At 51.0% G+C, this 20,830-nt stretch carries 19 protein-coding genes; 9 read left to right on the plus strand and 10 right to left on the minus strand.

Features of this window, described 5'->3' with window-relative positions; all coding sequences use genetic code 11:
• Positions 1-180: 180 nt before the first annotated feature.
• A complete protein-coding gene (locus QW772_07535; protein ID MEM0038758.1) occupies positions 181-1,476 on the minus strand; it encodes a sodium ion-translocating decarboxylase subunit beta in 1,296 nt (431 codons plus the stop codon).
• 485 nt (positions 1,477-1,961) lie between these two features.
• On the opposite strand from QW772_07535, the gene QW772_07540 reads away from it, so the two are divergent.
• The 4 genes from QW772_07540 to QW772_07555 all read left to right on the plus strand — a co-directional run bounded on the left by QW772_07540 (position 1,962) and on the right by QW772_07555 (position 5,595).
• Complete coding sequence (locus QW772_07540) at positions 1,962-2,633, plus strand: hypothetical protein (protein MEM0038759.1); 672 nt, start codon at positions 1,962-1,964, stop codon at positions 2,631-2,633.
• Between the two features lie 68 nt (positions 2,634-2,701).
• Positions 2,702-3,634 (plus strand): aspartate carbamoyltransferase, encoded by a 933-nt coding sequence (gene pyrB, locus QW772_07545; GenBank protein ID MEM0038760.1) that lies wholly within the window; start codon positions 2,702-2,704, stop codon positions 3,632-3,634.
• Positions 3,631-4,074: an aspartate carbamoyltransferase regulatory subunit gene (gene pyrI, locus QW772_07550; GenBank protein ID MEM0038761.1), complete on the plus strand. Its 444-nt coding sequence runs from the start codon at positions 3,631-3,633 to the stop codon at positions 4,072-4,074. The genes pyrB and pyrI overlap by 4 nt, the downstream gene beginning before the upstream one ends.
• A gap of 162 nt (positions 4,075-4,236) precedes the next feature.
• Positions 4,237-5,595, plus strand: a complete 1,359-nt coding sequence (locus QW772_07555) for an amidohydrolase family protein (protein ID MEM0038762.1) — start codon at positions 4,237-4,239, stop codon at positions 5,593-5,595.
• A 26-nt stretch (positions 5,596-5,621) separates the two neighbouring features.
• Here the strand turns inward: QW772_07555 and QW772_07560 are convergent, their stop codons facing one another.
• The 3 genes from QW772_07560 to QW772_07570 form a co-directional block, all read right to left on the minus strand.
• Positions 5,622-6,173, minus strand: a complete 552-nt coding sequence (locus QW772_07560) for a hypothetical protein (protein ID MEM0038763.1) — start codon at positions 6,171-6,173, stop codon at positions 5,622-5,624.
• Between the two features lie 380 nt (positions 6,174-6,553).
• Complete coding sequence (locus tag QW772_07565; protein ID MEM0038764.1) at positions 6,554-7,177, minus strand: alpha-glucosidase; 624 nt, start codon at positions 7,175-7,177, stop codon at positions 6,554-6,556.
• 282 nt (positions 7,178-7,459) lie between these two features.
• Positions 7,460-9,019 (minus strand): sodium-dependent transporter, encoded by a 1,560-nt coding sequence (locus tag QW772_07570; GenBank protein ID MEM0038765.1) that lies wholly within the window; start codon positions 9,017-9,019, stop codon positions 7,460-7,462.
• A 408-nt stretch (positions 9,020-9,427) separates the two neighbouring features.
• On the opposite strand from QW772_07570, the gene QW772_07575 reads away from it, so the two are divergent.
• Positions 9,428-10,174, plus strand: coding sequence for an HAD-IIB family hydrolase (locus QW772_07575; GenBank protein MEM0038766.1), 747 nt, complete (start codon positions 9,428-9,430; stop codon positions 10,172-10,174).
• 140 nt (positions 10,175-10,314) lie between these two features.
• Here QW772_07575 and QW772_07580 read toward each other — a convergent pair whose 3' ends face one another.
• The 3 genes from QW772_07580 to QW772_07590 are packed head-to-tail and all read right to left on the minus strand — an operon-like array spanning position 10,315 to position 13,218.
• Positions 10,315-11,100 carry an ABC transporter ATP-binding protein gene (locus tag QW772_07580; protein MEM0038767.1) on the minus strand — a complete coding sequence of 262 codons (786 nt, stop codon included), beginning with the start codon at positions 11,098-11,100 and terminating at the stop codon, positions 10,315-10,317.
• The gene (locus QW772_07585; GenBank protein MEM0038768.1) at positions 11,093-12,079 is read right to left on the minus strand and encodes an iron ABC transporter permease; all 987 of its coding nucleotides are present in this window, start codon (positions 12,077-12,079) and stop codon (positions 11,093-11,095) included. Before QW772_07585 ends, QW772_07580 begins: the two co-directional genes overlap by 8 nt.
• Positions 12,067-13,218 carry an ABC transporter substrate-binding protein gene (locus QW772_07590; GenBank protein MEM0038769.1) on the minus strand — a complete coding sequence of 384 codons (1,152 nt, stop codon included), beginning with the start codon at positions 13,216-13,218 and terminating at the stop codon, positions 12,067-12,069. Before QW772_07590 ends, QW772_07585 begins: the two co-directional genes overlap by 13 nt.
• A gap of 336 nt (positions 13,219-13,554) precedes the next feature.
• On the opposite strand from QW772_07590, the gene QW772_07595 reads away from it, so the two are divergent.
• Positions 13,555-13,980 carry a DUF973 family protein gene (locus tag QW772_07595; GenBank protein MEM0038770.1) on the plus strand — a complete coding sequence of 142 codons (426 nt, stop codon included), beginning with the start codon at positions 13,555-13,557 and terminating at the stop codon, positions 13,978-13,980.
• A 71-nt stretch (positions 13,981-14,051) separates the two neighbouring features.
• Here the strand turns inward: QW772_07595 and QW772_07600 are convergent, their stop codons facing one another.
• Both QW772_07600 and QW772_07605 read right to left on the minus strand, forming a co-directional pair.
• A complete protein-coding gene (locus tag QW772_07600) occupies positions 14,052-15,680 on the minus strand; it encodes a hypothetical protein (protein MEM0038771.1) in 1,629 nt (542 codons plus the stop codon).
• Complete coding sequence (locus QW772_07605; protein ID MEM0038772.1) at positions 15,655-16,416, minus strand: ABC transporter ATP-binding protein; 762 nt, start codon at positions 16,414-16,416, stop codon at positions 15,655-15,657. The genes QW772_07600 and QW772_07605 overlap by 26 nt, the downstream gene beginning before the upstream one ends.
• 314 nt (positions 16,417-16,730) lie before the next feature.
• Here QW772_07605 and QW772_07610 point away from each other — a divergent pair, with 314 nt between their 5' ends.
• Together QW772_07610 and QW772_07615 are read left to right on the plus strand one after the other, a co-directional pair.
• A complete protein-coding gene (locus tag QW772_07610) occupies positions 16,731-17,513 on the plus strand; it encodes a molybdopterin-guanine dinucleotide biosynthesis protein MobB (GenBank protein ID MEM0038773.1) in 783 nt (260 codons plus the stop codon).
• A gap of 157 nt (positions 17,514-17,670) precedes the next feature.
• Positions 17,671-18,507, plus strand: a complete 837-nt coding sequence (locus tag QW772_07615) for a BtpA/SgcQ family protein (GenBank protein MEM0038774.1) — start codon at positions 17,671-17,673, stop codon at positions 18,505-18,507.
• Positions 18,508-18,655: 148 nt separating this feature from the next.
• On the opposite strand, the gene QW772_07620 is transcribed toward QW772_07615, so the two are convergent.
• On the minus strand, positions 18,656-19,615 hold the full coding sequence (locus tag QW772_07620) for a threonine/serine dehydratase (protein ID MEM0038775.1): 960 nt from the start codon (positions 19,613-19,615) through the stop codon (positions 18,656-18,658).
• A 57-nt stretch (positions 19,616-19,672) separates the two neighbouring features.
• Here QW772_07620 and QW772_07625 point away from each other — a divergent pair, with 57 nt between their 5' ends.
• Positions 19,673-20,617, plus strand: coding sequence for a dihydrodipicolinate synthase family protein (locus QW772_07625; protein ID MEM0038776.1), 945 nt, complete (start codon positions 19,673-19,675; stop codon positions 20,615-20,617).
• Positions 20,618-20,830: the final 213 nt, after the last annotated feature.

The following is a 20,830-nucleotide window of genomic DNA, read 5'->3' on the forward strand; positions in this document are numbered from 1 at the left end:
AAGAGCCCCCTTCCTCCTAAGCAACTCCCCTATGTTCCTCAGTAACACCTTATAGAATTTGGGTCTGCTCCGCCATGACTTGATGGGTAACTCGCCGGCCACTGTTATTAGATACCTGTACGCTGTACTCACCTAAGTATGTGAATCTGCACGCAGACTATTAATTGAGTCTCTCATGTTTCAGGGGATGTAGAAGTTTTTAACGAAGGATATGTAGTATCCAGCAACTATAGCGGTCCCTATCACGCCGGCAACGTTCGGCGCTAGAGCGTGGAAGAGCACGTATGTAGTGGGGTCTACGGACTGAGCCTCACGTTGCGCCACCCTAGCCGATATCGGTACTGCAGACACCCCGGCGCATCCGATGACCGGGTTCACCTTACCTTTGGTCGCGACGTTGAGTAGCCAGGCGAAGGCTATACCTCCCACAGTCGAGACGGCGAATGCTATCAGCCCCATACCCAATATGAGGAAAGCCTTACCTATGAAAGCCAAGTACGCTTCATGAGTCTGAACAGTGACGAACTGTGTTAGGAAGTCGTAGGAGAGGGTTGACCCAACACCTATCATTGTCAGTATAGTCGCGATGTCAAGTAAGGGATCCGATATAGTCTTACCATACCTCGCGACCACCTCACTTATCCCCGACTCCCTGACTATGTTACCCAGCGCGAGGGCTATCACTAAAGGCAGTGCTGCCGGAACTAAGAACGCTATAACAGCGATCACCACAATCCAGAAGATCACTATCTCCTTTGAGGAGACCTCCCTGGGTTTAGGCATCTTCATCCCCCTCACGCTACGTGGCACCATAAGTCTGACTATCGGCGGCTGTATGACCGGCACTAATGCTATGTAACTGTAGACCGCGATTGTGAGAGGACCTATTAGGTTGGGTGCTATGTTAGTCGCAGTATATATCGTTGTCGGCCCATCAGCACCGCCGACCACTCCTATAGCCATGGCCTCAGGTAAGTTGAATAAACCTGTGGAGAGCGCTACTAAAGTAACTACAGTAATACCTAATTGTGCCGCCGAACCCACCAACGCCCCTACAGGGTATGAGAGGAGCGGTCTGAAGTCTGAGATAGCGCCTATACCAACGAATATCATTATGGGGCCTATCTCAGTCCTAACCACCAAGTGGTAGAGCCACGCGAGAAGTGCGGTGGACTCCGGTGTACATACTTTGACTACATCCCCTAAAGTCACCACATTGGCGAGGCCCGCCAACCCACCCAGGTTGCTGGCGCTGAACTCCGTCGCTGAGAAGGTCTCACACACGTACTGAGCTAAGTGCAACGCGGGGGCGTTAGCTAGGATCATACCAACCCCCAGAGGTAACATCAGGAGGGGCTCAACCTTCCTGAGGCCTAGGTAGAGCAGAGCGAACCCCCATACCATGAAAATTAGTCTGATGGTGAGCTCGACAGGATCTCCTAGCATTAGGCCAGGTAGCACGAATGAGAGGTCCATGCATCATCACTCCAAATAGCTATCAGTTTAAGGTTTAAAAATGGCTTCCTAGCAGGCCCTTTCTTCCAGGCTCCCTCAGACTGGCTTACTGTGGTTTATTATGGATTCGAGACTGTCCCCCCTACCAACATTGCCGACCTCGAGGTCGGAACCCTCCGCCATGATTTTGCGTGAGAAACCTTCGCAGACTTACGGCTGGTGCTCGCAGTAGGCGGCTGACATAGGTCCCCCGTCATCATTCCCCTTAACGTGTCCCCACGTCCACCCACTTGGGGGTTAGCCCCCAAGCAAACGCGGAGACCTGGCGGCATTCCCACCCTCACCGCCAGTCAAATCCTCCATATAATGATGCTTCAAAAATCCATGTAACGGTTTACTTTCAACACCGACTCGGATGCTGCTCAGGCTACATCACCCATTTATCAGGAAGCCTCATGCAATGATATTTCCTTCCAACTCAGTAAATGGTTAGAGGGTTAAGCGCTTTGAATGAGCGTTTCAGGAAGTGCTGTGGCGAGGTGATCACTCTTTTAGTTGCCAGAGCGTCCGATGTTGCTAAACTATTGAGCCAGCCTCCAGCAGGTGATGAGGTCTCGATGAAGTTCGGCAAGATCTTCGAGGAGGAGTACACTCTAGCTAATCATATATACATGAGGACTGGGTACACTCAGGTTCCCAGATGGTTCGCCAGGAAGGTCGCGGCCAGGCTGAGACTTGAAGGAATTTACAGTAGGGAGCTAGTGGTTAAGGCTTACAGGGCTTACGCTACCCTGCTTAAGGCTGACATCGTTGGTGTGAAACCCCCAACTCACTTCAGGATGTTCAGCGGCTCCCTATTAATAGGGGCTCAACCGGATCTCTACGACGAATCTACAGGCACCTATTACGAATTCAAGCTCTATCCTATAAACGAGTATGCTATGGCTCAAGCAACTGTGTTCGCTTGGGTTCTCAGGAGGCCTGTGGTGCTGGCAGGCCTTAAGGAGGATTCAAGGGAATACATGGAGGTGGAGAAAGACGTTATCAGTCCGCCAGACGACCTTAAGGTGGATCTCGAAGATCTTAGGAGAATAGCCATCAGCGAGGATTTCTGCACAGACCCAATGATCCCTCTTCATCGATACGTGAGGTACCATAGTGAGTGTGGAGAATCGTAAGCGCCTGTTGGCTGGGGAACTATAGTAGACGCTTATAAGCTCGGCTTCAAAGTATTTCGTGGTCCCTCGTGGGTAATCCGTTCCTAGGCCGTGATGTAGTGTCTGTGTTGGATTTCAGGCGGGAGGATCTGGAAGTCTTGTTTGAGTACGCGGATAGAGCCAGGGGGTTTATCAGCGGCAAGCTCCGACTGCTTGAGGGTAAGATAGTTGCTTTAGCATTCTTCGAACCCTCTACGAGAACTAGATTCAGCTTTGAGGCGGCCGCGAAGAGGCTGGGTGCCGACACGATATCGGTGAGCGGGGAGGAGGCGATAAGCACCGCGAAGGGTGAGAGCCTTGCCGACACCATCAGGATGTTGGACAGCTACAGCGACCTAATAATCATCAGGCATAAATATGATGGTGCAGCGCTCTTCGCCGCTGAAGTGGCTACCCATCCGGTTGTGAACGGCGGTGACGGGAAACAACATCATCCAACCCAGGCGATGATAGACCTCTACACAGTGAGGGATCTATTCGGCTGTGTGGATGGTCTAAAGTACGCCGTGGTAGGAGACCTCAAGTACGGTAGGGCCGTCACTTCATTCCTCTACGCACTCACCAGATTCAAGCCGACGGTAGTGTACCTCATATCACCACCGTTGCTGAGACCTAGGGAGGAAGTTCTGAGGACCGTTAGCGAACTTGGTCTGAATTACAGGTTCGCTGAGAATCTCGAGGATGTCGTAGGAGATGTGGACGTGGTGTACGCAAGCAGGATTCAGAAGGAAAGGTTCCCTGACCCGATGGAGTATGAGAGGGTGAGGGGTTCATACGTGCTGAACCTCAAGACCATATCTAAAGCAAGGCCGACGCTGAAAATTCTGCATCCACTGCCGCGCGTCGACGAGATTGCACCAGAGGTAGACCTTACCCCATACGCGGCGTACTTCCATCAGGCATCGCTCGGAGTGCCAGTTAGAATGGCACTCCTATCACTTATAGTGGGTGTTGAGTTATGAGTTCCCCTACGCTGACGGTCTCTAAGATAAGGCGCGGCACCATAATAGACCACATACCCGCCGGGAGAGCGTTGGAAGTCCTGAGGATGCTCGGCATAACGGGTAGAGAAGGTTTTAGAACTGCTGTGTTGATGAACGTGGAGAGCAGGAGACTTGGTAGGAAGGACATAGTGAAGATCGAGGATGAGTTCCTAGACCCTAAGGAACTCAACCTCATCGCCTTAGTAGCGCCGTCAGCAACCATAAACATAGTTGAGGACTACGAAGTCAAGAGGAAGTTCAAAGTAGCAGTGCCTGACATAGTGGAGGATCTACTGAAATGCCCCAACCCAACCTGCATATCGAATAAGGCTGGAGAGCCTGTTAGGTCAAGACTCAGAAGACTCAGGGATGACCCGCTTGAACTACAGTGCATGTACTGTGGAACTATCTTCCGATGACAAGTAACTCTAAATCATCACTAGCTACGCATAGAGTCACAGGATCCTCACGACATGGACTCCAGCAAAACCCCTGCCGAACACCGTCACGTGGAATCTTAAACCTAACATGAGGAAGCCATATATAGTGGTCTGCCAACTACTATGTTTAGGTGTTTCCAGATGGAGAAGGTTGATATCATGGTGTACGGTAGGTATATTCTGACACTTGACCACGCTGACCGAGTCATTCCTAGGGGGGCTGTGGCCATCAGAGACGGCCTCATCGTCGACGTAGGGGAGGAGAACGACATGCGTAGTAAGTACGTAGCTGACGAAGTCGTTGAGAGGAGGCACCACATCATCATTCCAGGCCTGATTGACTGCCACACTCACACACAGCAGTACCTCCTCAGATCAGCGATAAGTGATGCGATGCTTCAGTTACCTCCAGTCTGGACTAAAGTGTTGGTCCCGTTCGAGAGGATAATGGGGGAGAGTCTCGCGAGACTCTCAACTCAGGCGAGCATAGTGAACATGTTGAAGAACGGGGTGACGTACTTCATAGAGGCGGGGGCCCCCTACGCAGAAACACTCGCTGAGGAGGTTTTAAGGTCAGGTATTAGGGGGGTGGTTACCTACGCGACTTACGACATATCTGAGGAGAGGGTTGATGAGGCACAGAGCGTGATGAGGAGGGTTAGAGAACTTTACAGGACGTATGTTGGGAGAGGTGCCAATCTTCGTGTGTGGATGAGCATAAGGCAGGTTATGATGGTTTCAGAGGAGCTGATGGAAGAGGTAATAGAGTTTAGCAGGGAGTACGGCTTAGGCCTTACGATTCACCTAGGTGAGTACCAGGGAGAGGTTGACTACACGCTCGCTAGGTACGGGATGAGACCCCTCGAATACATGGTTAGGAGGGGGCTTAAGGACATTAAGCCTGCGGTCATAGCTCACGGCGTCTTCCTATCGCCAAAGGAAGTTGACATCCTTAGGACGCACGGGATTGGAGTATGCTGGTGTCCGACAGTCGACTCCTGGTTGATGGGTCCTCATTGGGTTGGTCTCACGGGGGTTGAGGATCTAAAGGTAGGATTAGGTAGCGACGGTGGGGCTTGGAACAGGCTGGACCTGCTTCATGAAGCAAAGGTTGCCAAAGCATTGGGCAAGGCAGTCGCCAACGCAGTCACCTACTTTAAGGCGGGCCTGGACTCCACCACCCTTTTAAGTATGATGACAGGCTCGAAAGGTTTGATGATCGGGGACAGAGTAGGAAGGGTAGAGAAAGGCTTTGCCGCAGACCTAACAATACTTGACGCAAGGACCCTCAAAACTCTGCCGTTGAATAATCCTGTGGACGCGGTAGTGAATTACCTGGAGGGGGATGATGTCACAGACGTCATGGTTGGCGGGAAGCTCGTGCTCGAGGACGGAAGAGTGCGTGCAATCGATGAGGAGAAGATATTGGAGGAACTGCTGAACAGGGAGGAGGAAGTTAAAGAGAAACTCAGCGAGCTGGTTAGGTGTCTTAAAATCTAGTCCTCCAACTAGTAGCGTTTGAATCACTAGCTTAGAATCGAAACCCACAGGTTTTCAGTTAGACCTCTTACATTAACCTTCCCAGCAAGCTTCTCTCTGATGGGCTCCGCATCCCTCCATTCTTCCTCACTTAATGGCGGAACACCTACTCTCCCCACCGTCTCCCTGAGCAAGTTAACTATCCTAACTGCTCCCTCCTCAGATTTAGGTATGACTATCCATATGTCGTAGAATACCGTCGGCCTGAAGGCCCTCGGGATCTCGGCAAGGAACTCGAGTATGATGTAATCATCGGTCTCGATCCCGGCTCTGTACAGGACTTTCTTCAGCATAGCCATGAACACTCCTGTGGGGAGCAGGAAGGCGAGCGCCAATCCCTTTATGAGCTGAGCGGTGGAGACGTTCACACCCTTAGACTCGGCAACCCTGTCAAGAGCCTTCTGAGCCTCATCCCTCTCAAGCTCGGCAAAAGCGACGCCCATCTTCCTCAGAATATCCGCTAATGGTTTCCTGACTATCAAGCCAAGGCCAAACGCTTTGGAAGCTTTATCTAAGAACCTCTTGCTCACATACAGCATGAAAGGCTCTGTGCTAACCATAAAAGCTTTCCCTCAAATAATCCTAAACACAAAAACGCTTAAAAAACTGTAAGTATTAACAGCCTGAAATTAAATTATTGCATGAAGCATTAATCGACACCTTTCATGCGGGGATGTTGGATTACACTCTCCGGGGTCATTGAACCTGTGCTGATTATTGTGATTCCCTGCCTCCTATCCTCCACACATACTTCTGGGCTTGCCCTTCAAAAGCTTATCCTCAGAGCATGGAGGGATGAGGATTAGAGGTGAATCAATACAGACTCGAGAATAAGTGATAGAGCTTCCCCCGCGAAGCAAGTCCTAAGCCCCTATGAAAGGAGCTATGAAGTACTCATGGATCTTGCGTAATGAAGACGTTAGATGTATGCGTCCCTAGTCTTGTAGAGGTTGTATGCGGAATGAGCTAGTAGTCCTAAACCCGTCAGACTGCCCACTAAGAGAAGCACTAAGAACAATGTGGCGTAGGATTCACCCATCCCGTACTGCGATGCTACACCAGATCGTTCAGAGGCGTTAGTCAATGCGTAGATACAGTAATACGATATATTCGCCAGAATCACCATCGGTAGGGGCATAGTTGAGAGGGCCATCATATAGCCCATAGCCCTCCTCTTTTTCAGGAAAGACATAGCCATTATGCAGGGAAGGGCCAGCACGAGCGCTGAGACTGCAAAGGGCAATGAGTACGTCCCGCCCAAGACGAAGAAAACCACCATACCCAATACATAGCTTCTGTAAGCCCTCCTGACCTCCGCTATCCTGTCAGTGAACTCGTATACTGCAAGGCCGCACCATCTGACCACCTTCTCCACATCCTCCACGAACTCCCTCGATAACTCTCGACCCCTCAGCGATGACGCCTTACTGTAGACCTCCCTCACCTTACCGTTTATGAGCTTAGCGAGCTCGACGTTGTCATGCTTGATGTTCTCTACCACATAGTCTAGGGAAGCCCTAGCCCTCCCAATATGCTTCCTCATCAACTTTGCAGATGTCATATTTTCAAGCTTCACTAGGAGATCACGTGCTTCACGTAACAAAGTAGCGCTCTCCAAGATCACCAGACCTCGTGAGAGAATATGGATAATATCTTATTAAAAATAAAAAATAACAACTGGGTTTCAGACCTCTTGAGCTACCCTGACTTTTTCTCTCTAGCTCCGAACAGCTTCACAAAACAGTATGTCATGAGCCCTAAGATGAAGAACCACGACACCAACAGGAAGAACAACGCCGCAGGATCAAAAGGCATCACACATCACCTACTCTACAATAACTAACTTCCTGTTCTCAGCCAGTTCCCTGGCATACTTCTTCTTTATGCCGTGATAGGTCTCCAACGCCCCTATCACCAGCGCCAGCACTATGGCCACTCTAGCAGCAACAACAAGCGGGTCTGTCTTAGCGAAGACCCCGCCGACGTAGTAGTCATAGGTAGTCCCAACCAAGAGGATGAGTATATAGATCGGTGTTAGGGTCATTAGGACGTACTTAAATATGGTGGGCACCTTCATTAACGCGCCTTCGTGGAGCTCCTTCCAGAGGTTGCTCGGCTTAAAGAGGTAAACCGCCACTAGGACGTCGAAGAATCCTAGCACTACCAGCACGTAGCTACCTACCCACGTGTCAAGCTCGTCGAAGTAGGTCAGCGTCGGGTCGAGCGCTACTGGCAGACCGAGCAGGAAGTATATAACAAACACTAGGAGCGCGCCCAGCTTCCTCTTCACGCCGAGATCCTCCTCAAACATTGCGGTGAGGTAGTTGTACATAGCTATAGCGGACGTCCATCCAGCGAAGAAGAGGAGGAGGAACCACATGGTGCCGAAAACCTTTCCAACATCCCCCAACGTTGTGAAGACGTTCGGCAACGCCATGAAGGCCAAGCCAGCCGAGCCTATCTCGCCAGTCCTTATCCCCTCCATGAACCCAGTCCCTAGATAGGCGAAGGCTATAGGTATCGCGATAGTTCCCCCCAGCACTACTTCGGCAACCTCGTTCAGCGATGTGGTCGTCAAGGCGGAGAGCGCTATATCGTCCCCCTTCCTGACGTAGGATGCGTAGTTCTGAATGATGCCCATTCCAAGGCTTAAAGTGAAGAATATTTGGCCTGCAGCAGCTAGCGATATTCGCCAGAAGTTACTGCTTAACGTGTTGAAATCCGGCTTCCAGATGTACTCAAGACCAGCTACGGAGTTCCACTCAGGTCTTATGGGTGAACCCGTTGTTATGGACCTCACCATCAGTATTACCGCGAAGATATAGAGAAGCGGCATCATTACCTTGTTGAAAGTCTCAATACCTTTTGAAACGCCTCTATATGCCGCTATGAACAGTATGACAACCGGTATGAGCCACGTAGCTAAAACCATTGGCGTGTTGGCTATGTGATTTAGGAAGAACTTCACGGTGTCAGCGCCGTAATAGGCTCCTGTCGCGCTGTAGATGGCATACGCGGCCGTCCACCCGATCACGTGTATGTAGTATGAGTTCAGTAAGGTGGTCACTGCGAAGGCCAGCATCCCGCCGATGACTCCGAAGATTAGGGCTGACCTCGGCTTCAGCGTCTCTCTGGACATCAGGTAAAACATGGGTCCGAGCGTTCCATGCCCGTACTTACCACCGTATCTACCGGTAGTCCACTCAACCCACATGAGTGGTATACCCAGCAGGAGGAGCGATATGAAGTACGGTACCATGAACGCGCCCCCACCGTTGGCGGCAAGAACCCTGGGGAATCTCCAGAAATTACCCAAACCTATCGCGTTGCCGGCCATGGATAGTATTAGTCCCACTCGAGTGGCCCACGCCTCCCTTTCACCCATTCACACATCGCCTCCAACGTTTTAGCAGAGTGTTACACTAAATCAATTTTTTACTTTACTTTTATAAATTTTTTCTTATATCATCCTTTGGTCTGTCTAGTAATTGAGGGTACGTCCATATCACATTGTTCACGTCCTCGTTGAAAATTCTCCAATCCTACGCTGAAGCAGTGCAATTATGGCTTGAAGGTGTGGATGTATGAGGACTTACTGACCTTTAAGTGTTCTAGAATCCTCCTGCATACGGGAATGCTGAGTGTGTAAGGATGTCGAGCTGCTAACACATCCTGACATCTAGGAGAACGTGCGCTAAGATAATGTTTTAGACAGCCTCAAAAATATTTAACCCGCTTAACGAATACCGTTAAGCAATGTGGAAATGTCAGGGAGCGGAGGTGTTAAGTAAGAATGGTGGACAGAGTCGGGCTGTTCTTTGATTATGACGGTGTTCTGGCCCCGATAGTGTCCACCCCAGATGGCGGGGACCCTGATTTAAGATTGATGGAGATCCTCAGAAAGTTAATGAACAAGTATAAAGTAGCAGTGGTTAGTGGGAGGGACTGCTGGTTCCTGCTTAAGAGAGTACCTGACCTCCACGGTTACGCATGTGTTTATGGTATGGAGATCCTGGCGGGCAACTACGCTGTGGTCGACAAGAATGTGTACTTGGGTGTGAAGTCTAAGACGCTCGAGGATCTGGAGTCAAAATTCGTTACCCTACTTAATGGTAGGGTGGGTGTGATCGTCGGTAAAACCCTTCAAGGAATACCGCTCGGAATAAGCGTCTACTGGTCCCTAAGCGACGGGATGCCTAAAGAACTCAACGCAATACTTGAGGAGGCTAGGGCTAGCGGGCTTGTCGTCTATCCTGTAATGAGGTGGGGTGACTACGCTGAGTTCACGGATATCCATGTGAGCAGAAGAAGTAAGGACGAAGCAATCAGGGTACTCAAGACCCTGCTTGACATCAGTAAGGTAATCTACTTCGGAGACAGCTCTAACGACATACCAGCATTCAGGGAGGCCGATGTGAGGATCTTAGTGAGACACGAGTACAACAGCGGTTTAAGGGTGGAAGCAGATCACATAGTTAACGCGGCTGAGCTGGCCGAGTGGCTCTTACAGCAAGTTCCTCACCTGGAACATAGGGTTTAGACCTACTCAAAAATATCAAACCCCGCCAGGCCAAGAGTCCTCCTTAAGAGCTCCTACCACAGACCCTCCACACCCCCCGCTCAGTGATGCACATGAAACCCTACTAACGTGGAATGCCTTTCCTTCAATGAGGGGTGGGATCACTCAGGTAATGTAGGTATTATGATCTTACGTCCCTCAGCATCCACCTCGAGAACCTCCGTTCCGTAGGTCTTCCTCATTATATCCTCACGTATTACGTCCTCCGGCCTTCCCTCAGCTACGATGGTTCCTGAACTTATGATGTAGGTTCTATCAGCGATGAGCAACGCCTCGTTGGGGTCGTGGGTAGTGAGTAGTGCCGCTCCCCCGCTTCTAGCAAATCCCCGTATCAACTTCAGCACCCTGACCCTATTACCGAGGTCCAGGTGGGAGGTAGGTTCGTCAAGAAGTAGGATCGTTGGTTCTTGAGCTAACGCTCTAGCCACCCTGGCCAACTGTCTCTCACCCCCCGATAATTCACTCACCCTCCTCCTGTAGATGTTTTGGAGTCCGACCCGAGTGATTGCCTCATGAACTCTCCTCACGTCATCCTGACTCATCACCAGCAAACCCATATGAGGGGTTCTCCCCAGTGACACATACTCGAAAAGCGTGAAAGGTAATGGTAAGTGCTCTTCCTGCGGTACGTAGGCGGTGATCCTAGCGTAGTCTCTCAGACCGTAACTAAGCAGACCCTTCCCACCAACTTCAATCTCCCCCTCGTACCCACCAACAATCCTCGACAATATCTTCAGTAGTGTTGATTTACCGCTACCGTTAGGACCTAAGACCGCCACTACCTCTCCCTTACACATCCTTAGGCTCACGTCACGCAGGACGTATGGGGATCGCGGGCCATATCTAAAACTCAGTCTTCTGACAGACACAATCACTTCATCACCCATGCCTCAGCCCCCTGCTTAAGATCACGATGAGTATCGGAACGCTCGCAAGCGATGTAACTATGTTCAGCGGAATCTCTGAAGGGCTTACAGTTCTAGCCATGTCGTCACTAATCAGCAACAAGATACTCCCTATCAAGCATGATACTGGCATAGCCTTCCTGCTGTCCGCACCGACTAAACCTCTAGCTATGTGTGGCGATATGAGGCCAACCCAACTAACTATCCCGGAGACCGAGGTGACTGCAGAGACGCTCAACACAACCAGAGATATAGAGAGGGTCCTGACGGTAAGGGGATCTATCCCAAGACTCTTCGACAGTTCATCTCCGAGTGAGAGGACGTTGATCCTCCAGGAAAGCATGAGAAGAACTGTGATCGACGTCAGTATCAGAGGGGATGTCCAGGTCAGCTCGTGAGACGTTACAGAAGCGAAGGAGCCCATAGTCCAGAAGACTATCTGCGGTAGTTTATTGTAGGGGTCAGCCATGTACTTCAGGTAACCCACCCCAGCGCTGAAGAGCGCTGAGACCGCTATCCCAGCAAGAACTAGCCTCAGCACCTCATCCCCATATCTCATCAGCCTGCTGGTAGCTAGTGTGAAGGCTAGGGAGGCTGTAGCGAAGGTGAAGGAGAGCATCTGGACGCTGAGGATTGGTTGAGAGAGCAGGATCCCGAGCGCGGCTCCGAAAGCAGCGCCTTGAGAGACCCCCAGAATGTCGGGGGACGCTAAGGGATTTCTAAAGATTGCTTGCATTACAGCGCCGGCGACTCCCAGGCTGAACCCGGCTACGGTGGCGAAGAACACTCGAGAGGCTCTTAGAGGAATAACTACACTGGCTAGGCCGTCCCACCTAATTAAATCCTGAAGCGGGATCTGAAGCCTTCCGATAAAAAGAATTGACGTTAAGATAAGAAGGGAGTCAGCGATTAGCAGGCAGATCACAACAGACCTGAATCCAAGTGCCCTCAGCCCAGCCACTTGATTCCCTCCAGATCGCGGGACGCCATCTCCTCAGCATCGGCTGGGTTGAGTTCGTACACCTTCGCGTAGAAGTCTACTGTAATATTTCTCACACTGACATCTGCAAACCTATCTGGATGGATTGCCTTAGCCATGTAGATGAGGCATAACGTCCACTTAGGCCCTGGCATGTCCCAAGAATATGGGCCTCCAGGTATGGGGTACACCCTGCCATCCCTGACCGCCGCCACGTTACGCCACTCACTGCTACTGAGTACCTGCCTCACGTAGTCGACTGGCGAGGGGTCGTTGCTGTAGGTAGCGATGAACAGTACATTCGGGTTCCAGGTAATAATCTGCTCCAGACTCACCGGCTGGGCACTGCTACCCGGCAACTCCTTATTTACGGACTTACCCCCAGCCATCTCGACCAGCACACTCTGAAGGTATCCTGCAGGAGGCGCCTTCACGACCTTATCCCTAACAGCGTCGTAATATATGAAGAGAGTGGTCGGCTTAACCGTCAAGCCCTCCAGCTTACCCTCGACCAGCCTAGTCATGTTCCTAAAGAAATTGGTGAGTTCCGTTGCTCGAACCTCTTCCCCGAAGACCTTACCAAGCGTGGATACCGCCATGTAGAACTGATCAGGGGTCTCAACGTCAACGTAGATCACTCTTAGTCCTGCCTCTTCATACACCCGTCCTTGACTCATGAATGAGGATTTCAGTACGATTAAATCCGGCCTAAGTTTGAGGAGCTCCTCCGCACTGGGGAAGCCGCTGAACAGCGTTTTTGTGCTTAAGTCAGGATCCCTTAACCTCAATACTGGATTTTCAGTAGAACTACTGTCAAGAGCCACGGTCTTGCGGGGCGCAGTAGCGAACATGTAAGCCGCCTCAATCAAGTATCTGGAGCCCTTCCCAACTATAGCCACCTTCTCAGGAGGCTTGCTAAGCACCACAGTCCTGTTCAACGCGTCAACAATGATTACGGGCTCTAACGAGGTGGACGGCCCTCCGGTCTGGGGCGACGTCCGCTCGGAGGTGCTGGCACTAGGGGATGTGTATTGAATGCTCGGTTGGCTGACGATCATGTAGGCAGTTAACCCAGCCATCAGGACAAGTACAAACATTGACATTAGTACAGCGCGGTTCATAGGCACTCCACACCTCGTTGCCTGCATATTAAACCATGCGATAACACTTAAAAGCGCCAGCCACTGAACAACGTTTGCTCACTAAACCACGGCTCCTAGGCCGGCCTCAGCCGACATCATCACGTGACGTATATATGACTTGAGCCCCATATACTACGTAGGGTGTTACAGTGTTAACTCACTCGGGGGCAACGGTGGCTGATGCCTTAACGAGGATGAGGGATGGATTACTGCTGATATTCATCGCCTGGATCCTGCTAGGTGCTGGCATAATGTCTATATTCATGGGGATGTTCGCAACACTTGCTCTAGGGGGGACTCATTATCGGTGGCGTGTTGTCACTCACCGGCGCTGTGCTGGCTCTCGTAGGCTTCTACAGCAAGTTTGTTCCGGGCGCCGGCGATCTGGCCCGCGCAAACCCTGAATTCGCTACATCCTCTACACTCATTAAAGTAGAGTACATATGGGGGTTGATTCTAATCATGGTTGGCGTGGTGCTCACAATAATCCTAGTAGGTGTGTTCCTAATACTGGCTGGAGTGGTTCTTATGGTGCTGGGCTACGTCGGCGTGATAATAATGTGTTTTAAGCTGAACGATGCATACAGTAACACACTCTACATAGTCGCTGGCATACTTTTCATCATAGCCATATTCATACCCGTGCTCGGCGCGATATCCTGGATACTGCTCTACGCAGCGATGGGCGATACAATCAACAAAGTGCGTACGTCACTTCCGCAACAGCAACCACCGCTCTGACCAGGTGCCTCCGTAAGGACACCAAAGGAGAGCCCCTCAAGGATAGGAAGGAGGTCAGCGTGTAGCAACGCTTAGAAGTGAATGTCAATCCAGAACAACGTCTCGGCCAATCCTCTGGAGAGGAGTCGGTAGAGGAGGTAGGAAATGAACACGGAAGCGATGGAGATTAACATCACGTGAGTGTGGGTCAAGACCCCAGTAATGATGAGGAAGAACGTAGCGAAGACGCTTAAGCAGGTAATTGAAATTAATAGAAACATCGGCAACAGGAGCACCTGCGAGATGGGGTCCGCTATCGGCAGGCCGCCACGCTGATATATCTCAGTCACGGGCTCGTGGTGCCTAGCCCTCCTGACAAGCAACGCCGCCATGAAAAGGGTGGTGAAGACGGACAGGGTGAGGACAGGCAACATAACCAGAGGCGTTGCCAACACTGTAGGATTGAGGCTAAGCGAGGCTACGAAGCCGGCCACAGCCGTCATGCCCGCTAGATAAGCTACGGTATACTTTAACATCAGGAGCCTGCTGAAGTACCTTAAGTCAGGCATGTAGACTCTGACTATCCACAGACACTTAAGATCGTTGACCAGCAACTCCCTGAGGAAGTTGCTGTGGATCAGCAACGCGACCATAAACAAAAACATCGTAAGGTAGGGCTGACCTGTAATAGGATCCACACCCTGGTTCATGAGGACACTCCTAGCTAGAAAACCTCCTGCGAGAAGCCCTATGAAAATCGGCACGTACCTCCTCACAAGCAAGCGGGGGTTATAGACGGTGAACTCCAGCACGACACGCCTTAAAGCATCGGTCGGGGATGACCAGCTGGTGAGGGCATCCCTTCTCAATAACTTCCTAAGCTCACTCGACAGCCTGGCCTCGTAAGCGTCCCTGAAGCTCATGAAGTCACTCACGTCAAGTCGCCTGCCGAGCGTAGAGGCAGTGAGTAGAGTGACCAGAAGTGCTGAAGCGAGGTAGATCAAGAAACTTAAGTAGCTGAATGACTCGTAAAGGCTTAGAGTGAGGATGTAGGGACCCTTGACCGGATAGCTCAGAAAGGGCGAGACCGTTGGCCGACCGTTTGAGTAGGAGATGAACAGCGTGTGAGTGAACCCGACGAGCAGGTAGGTCTGAGCAACTACTATCACCTTACCCGCGTGGCCTGACCTACGCAGAATTCTCGAAACCGTGAAGAACAGCGGATCAATCACCAGTAACACATACGTGAATCCGTAGATCACAAGAAAGGCAAACCACGGGATTAGGAATGAAAAAACCGCCCACAGGGCTGTGAGTGAGATTACGATGAATGCAGTGGATCCGATAAGCATGCCGACATATATCTCCCAAGCATGGAGTGGTTGGTAGAGCAGGAACTCCAAGTCAGGCGGTATGCTCATCACGTTCTTACGAATGAAGTACTGAACGAAGGAGTAGACGAGGAAGAGGGCTGATAAGATGTCTCCAGCTAAGCTTAACAACCAATTGTCGGGAGGACGGGGGTCAAACCAGGCTGGACCAGTGGAGTTCACATAGTCTCTGTAAGCCAGGTAGAGTATGTTGAGGAACATAAGGACGTAAAAAATCATTGCAACAACGAATCCCGGCTTCTTGTAAAGCCTTCCCGGCCTGAACTGCCTCCAGAGGGACTTGAATTGATTAACAAACACAATCCTAGTTACTCCCAGAACCCCCCTCAACATCCCTCCCCAAGACCTTCATGTAGACTTCCTCGAACCTGGCCCTCTCACCAACCAGCCTGAGTATTGACTCCATGCTACCCTCGGCGATTAGCCTACCCTTATCTATTATCCCCACCTCCGAGCAAACGCCCTCGATGAGCGAAAGCATGTGACTGGAGATCAGGAAAGAGACTTCCTCCTCAGTGGCCAGCTTCCTTACTACCCTCTTGAACATCACCTGAGTATCTATCTCTATGTTTGTTAACGGCTCGTCCATGACTACAACCCGCGGTCTGGCAATCAGAGACGACACTATCGCGGTCTTCTGGAGGCCGCCGCGCGACAGGGTTCTTATGGGCTTCTTAATCTCGTCCACCATGTTAAAGACATCTACATAATACTTAACATAATCCTCAACCTCTGCCCTCCTGAAGCCGCGGAGGGCTGCAACATAGTACATGAACTCAAGGGGGGTTAGGAAGCTAGGGAGGTTCGGGTAGTCTGGAACATAGCCAACCCTCCTCAAGGCCTCGACTCTGTCCGCCTGGATGTCGAACCCTTCGATGAGGACCCTCCCCGAGTCGGGCTTGAGGAGACCCACAACCATCCTGAGTGTAGTGGTCTTCCCAGCACCGTTCGGCCCGACCAGGCAGTAGATGTCGCCGGCGTCAAGGCTGAATGAAAGGTGATTGACAGCTACAAGATCCCCGAACCTCTTCACCAAACCCTCGGCAACTACCACCTTAGAAGACATGCCTACCACTCAACCAAATCCGTAGCAAGCTCTCAAACACACTAAGTATTCTCCTTTACAATCAGTTTAATAAATCTAAACACATCACAAAGACTGACGATGTCAGGTGGCTGAGGAGACTTCCCGAGGTTGACCTCCTCCCCGGCCCAAAGAGCAGAGTAAGGGTTCCTGATTGTAATTGACGCGCAGGCTCTGCATGCAGGGCTACTGCCCCTATCATTAAAGGCCTCTTCAAGACCCCCACCGCAGTACTATCCTAGACAGCCCTCATGGGAAGCTACCTCCGAGGGTGTTTAAAGCAGTTGTTGATTTAGATGTTTTGGGTGTGCATTACGATCTGCTACGTTGTTCGCTTTGTTTCGACCGCTAGAAAGCGAGGGAAAACTTTGGTTGCTTCCCGCGTCATTTCATGCCTCGTTAACAGGGGTTACGTCGTAGGGGTTGTGAAGCATTCTCACCGCAACGTGGACTTAGCCAGTAAGGACAGCAACAGATATTTGAGAGCTGGAGCAGACGTGGTTGTGATCTCATCAAGTCTTCTGGGCGCTGTACTTTACAGCAAGTGGGTCGACGATCTCGAAAGCGTTCTAAAGTTCTTGAGCACACCTATAGTGATTACAGAGGGCTTCAAGGAATCAAGTACGGGTGACGCAATAGCGGTGTTAAGCGATGATAAGGAGTTTGAAGCGCTAAGCAAGACTGTGCATGGCAACCTCATTGCTGTAGTATTGAATGGTGAAGGGGTGGAAAGTTCTATCAATAGACCCATCAAAGTGTTTAGGATGAATGATGTGGAACGCCTGGCGGACCTAATTGAAGAAAAGGCGCTCGATTACATAGAGTCTCAAACACCTAGAATCAACTGCAAGCACTGCGGTTACGAATCCTGTAGGGCGTTCGCTAAAGCCTACGCCGCAGGTAAGACGGCATGGTGTCCCGTGAGATCTGACGTAAGCCTCCTGATAGACAACAGGCCTGTGAGTATGAAGCCCTTCGTCAAGAACATCATCAGGTCAACAGTGGAGGGTCTCGTAGGTTCCCTGAAGGGGGTCAGCCCTAACGCGAGGAGGATTACGATTGAAATCAACCGCGTCTAGAGGTTACGACCTCGCCCACTACGCAAACGACGTGGCTTCTCAACTATAGGTTCTTGGCCAACCCTGTTGAGTCCATGACTAACAGTCCATCTTCGAGCGACGACCAGTTTTAATAATGCTGATGTATCTAGGTTTACGGAGGAGGGGCTGGACCTAAGTGTTCAGTTCAGGTAGAAAGTTACTAATCGGCATGATCCACCTTCCGAGGTTGCCAAGCACTTCAATCAGATGTGAGACTGACGTAAGTTCGATGCTCGAAACCGCCGTTAGGGAAGCAACAACCCTTATTGGGGAGGGTTTTGACGCGGTGCTGGTTGAGAACTTCGGCGACAGTCCGTACCTTAAGAGGGTTGAGGATCCGCTCACCATAGCGTTCATGACCGTGGTCGTCAGGGAGGTGGTAAGAAGTGTCAACGCCCCTGTTGGAATTAACCTTCTGAGGAATTCAGGGCTTGAGGCATATTCAATAGCTGTTGCCTCAGGAGCTAAGTTCATAAGAGTCAACGCACTCGTTGAGACGCTGATCACCGACTCCGGCATTATAGAACCTGAAGCCCCCAGGATGAGGGGTGTGAGGCTAAACTACCCTGGAGTCAAGGTATTCGCTGACGTGGTGAGCAAGCACGCGGCAAGCCTTACATACACTCAGAGACACGCTCAAATCAAACACACCACGGCAACGGATTCGCATGAAAGGGTGCTAGAGTCCCTGATCCTGGATCTCGCGGAGAGGGGAGGTGCTGACGCAGTGGTAGTAACTGGGCTCAGAACGGGAGCTGAACCTGATGAACGCACTTTGAAGGAGGTCAGGGAATACTCCAAGATACCAGTTCTGGTAGGTAGTGGCTTAAACCCTCGAAACGCTGAGAAACTTCTGAGGCACGCAGATGGAGCTATAGTGGGCTCATATGTCAGAGTGGATGGCAGGGCTGGAAACCCACTAAGTATTGAGAGGGTACGTGAACTGGTTAAAGCGGTCAGATCCCTCGAGTGACCTCCGCAGAGTCTCTAAACCCACTATGTACACAGATATGAGCACTACAGTTCTCAAGTAGCATGTCAGCGGTGGCAACAGACCATCATGCCTACCTCACAGGCTCCCACCACACACTATGTACTGCCTATAATGCCGGTGGGATTGATTAAGTCTCAAGGATTTTCTTAAGGGTCTTCAGATCTATCCTGCACCCCGTCACCACCAGAACCACCCTCTTACCTCTGTAGGCAGTGGGATCCCTTAAATATGCCGCTATAGGGAGCGCTGCTGAACCTTCAATCAGCATATGGTGTTTCTCAAGCATTAGTTTTATTGTGCCAGCTATCTCCGCCTCAGATGTGAGGACGAAGTCATCCACGTACCTCTTGCAGAGATCAAACGTTATGGAGTTCTCTTCAACCCCTCCCGCAACCCCGTCAGCTAGTGTGGGCTTCGACTCCACGCTCAATATCCTGTCAGCCCTCAGCGAGTGATACATCACTGCGGAATTCTCGGGCTGTACACCGACAACCCTAACATCGGGGATCACGTTCTTCAGGTAGGTTGCAATACCCGAAACCAGCCCCCCACCCCCTACAGGCACGAGCACTACATCAAAGACCTTGAGCTGCCTGACTAGCTCAACTCCGACAGTGCCCTGGCCTGCAACCACTTTAACGTCATTGTAGGGTGGGACGTAGGTAGCTCCGCATGATTCAGCATACCTCCTTGCGTAAGTCTCAGTCTCCACGGAGTCTCTGCCGTAGAACCTAATGTCGACCTCATACAGCATTATGTCCTGAATCTTGGCCGGAGACGCGTTCTCTGGAAGGAAGACAAGCCCCTTCAGACCCAGCAATTTGGTAGCATAGGCGAAAGCTACACCGTGATTCCCGCTGGACGCGGTCACGAAGAACTCGCCACAGTTGTTGCAGGATAGTAGCTTATTGAAGACGCCTCGAGATTTGAAGGAACCGCTCACTTGAAGGTTCTCCAGCTTAAGGTAGATCTGAGCACCACCTAACCTGCTTAAGAAAGGCGAGTACTCCAGAGGCGTCTCCCTAACATAGCCCCTTATCCTCCCCTCAGCCTCTAGAATCTCCTTAAACAGATCTATACGAGCCACCGGTAATCTATAGTGAGTGTGAGGTAAAAGACTTATTTACTGAGTTTCGCCCTATATGTGGGATCTCAAATGCGTCCTAGATTCTACGGGGTGATAACCCCTTTCATCACACCGTTCAGAGAGGACTTCGCGCTTGACCTAGAGGGAGCTCGCTGGCTAGTCAGATACCAAGTCGAGCGTGGAGTTCACGGAATATTTCCGAATAGCACCACTGGGGAGTTCGTACACCTTACTCGTGAGGAAGCAGTGACGTTGACTGAAGTTGTCTTAGAGGAGGCAGGTGATAGGGTGTGGGTGCTACCTGGGATCAGCGCCAACGCGACTGACGACAGCATCTCCTTAGGTAAGAGGTTCGCCGACATGGGGGCTTCAGGAGTTATAGTCACGCCCCCCTTCTTCTTTAAAGTCTCGGGAGATAGACTGAGACTTCACTTCACCACCATAGCTGAGAAACTCGAGCTTCCCATCATAATCTACAACATCCCCGCTACCACAGGGATCAACATACCTGTCCAGCTGTATGTGGAGCTTGCAAGAGAGTACAGTAATGTGGTCGGGGCCAAGATCACTTTTGACAACTTTACATATCTCAGGAATCTTATACAGGAAGTCAAGAGCATCAGGAAGGACTTCACGATCCTAACAGGGCTGGATGACATGCTACTCCCAACCCTAATGATGGGCGGGGACGGAGGTATCATGGCGCTAGCGAACGCAACCCCGCAGATCCACCGCGCGGCTTACGACGCGTGGGAGGCTGGAGATCTACGTAGGGCATATGAAGAGTGGAGGAAGATATTGCAACTCGTCAGAGTCTACGACTATTCATCAACTTACCCCACCGCCGTGAAGACTCTCCTAAAAACAATCGGTGCGCCCATCAAACCATACGTAAGACGCCCACTAACCCCGGAGCCTCCGGAGGTCGAGGAAAGGATCAAACAGGTGGTGAAGGAACTGGGTTTGTCTTTCAATCCAATGAACCCCGACGAGGAAAGATAGATTCTGAAGCCCTATGAAACTATTTCATGCAGGTTTAGGTGCTGTTCGTGTTTTATTTATTGGTGAGGCTGGCTTTGTATGCAGGCATGTGGTACAGTCCAAGGAGAGCCAGTTGAAGGTAAGTCGGAGGTGTGGGGCTGCGGTTCATGACCATCCTGCTTAGGGTGGTGGTAACCAACATTGCATGCAATGGAGCCCCAAACCCAATGGCGA

The organism is Zestosphaera sp., assembly GCA_038727705.1.
In the GTDB taxonomy this organism is placed as follows: domain Archaea; phylum Thermoproteota; class Thermoprotei_A; order Sulfolobales; family NBVN01; genus Zestomicrobium.

Bases quoted from the DNA above. Each gene is read 5' to 3' on its own strand.
- QW772_07565 (MEM0038764.1), bottom strand. From the start codon at position 7,177: ATGAGGAAGCATATTGGGAGGGCTAGGGCTTCCCTAGACTATGTGGTA.
- QW772_07590 (MEM0038769.1), bottom strand. From the start codon at position 13,218: ATGAACCGCGCTGTACTAATGTCAATGTTTGTACTTGTCCTGATGGCT.
- QW772_07575 (MEM0038766.1), top strand. From the start codon at position 9,428: ATGGTGGACAGAGTCGGGCTGTTCTTTGATTATGACGGTGTTCTGGCC.
- QW772_07560 (MEM0038763.1), bottom strand. From the start codon at position 6,173: ATGCTGTATGTGAGCAAGAGGTTCTTAGATAAAGCTTCCAAAGCGTTT.
- QW772_07535 (MEM0038758.1), bottom strand. From the start codon at position 1,476: ATGGACCTCTCATTCGTGCTACCTGGCCTAATGCTAGGAGATCCTGTC.
- QW772_07570 (MEM0038765.1), bottom strand. From the start codon at position 9,019: ATGGGTGAAAGGGAGGCGTGGGCCACTCGAGTGGGACTAATACTATCC.
- QW772_07610 (MEM0038773.1), top strand. From the start codon at position 16,731: ATGTTTTGGGTGTGCATTACGATCTGCTACGTTGTTCGCTTTGTTTCG.
- QW772_07605 (MEM0038772.1), bottom strand. From the start codon at position 16,416: ATGTCTTCTAAGGTGGTAGTTGCCGAGGGTTTGGTGAAGAGGTTCGGG.
- QW772_07555 (MEM0038762.1), top strand. From the start codon at position 4,237: ATGGAGAAGGTTGATATCATGGTGTACGGTAGGTATATTCTGACACTT.
- pyrI (MEM0038761.1), top strand. From the start codon at position 3,631: ATGAGTTCCCCTACGCTGACGGTCTCTAAGATAAGGCGCGGCACCATA.
- QW772_07580 (MEM0038767.1), bottom strand. From the start codon at position 11,100: ATGGGTGATGAAGTGATTGTGTCTGTCAGAAGACTGAGTTTTAGATAT.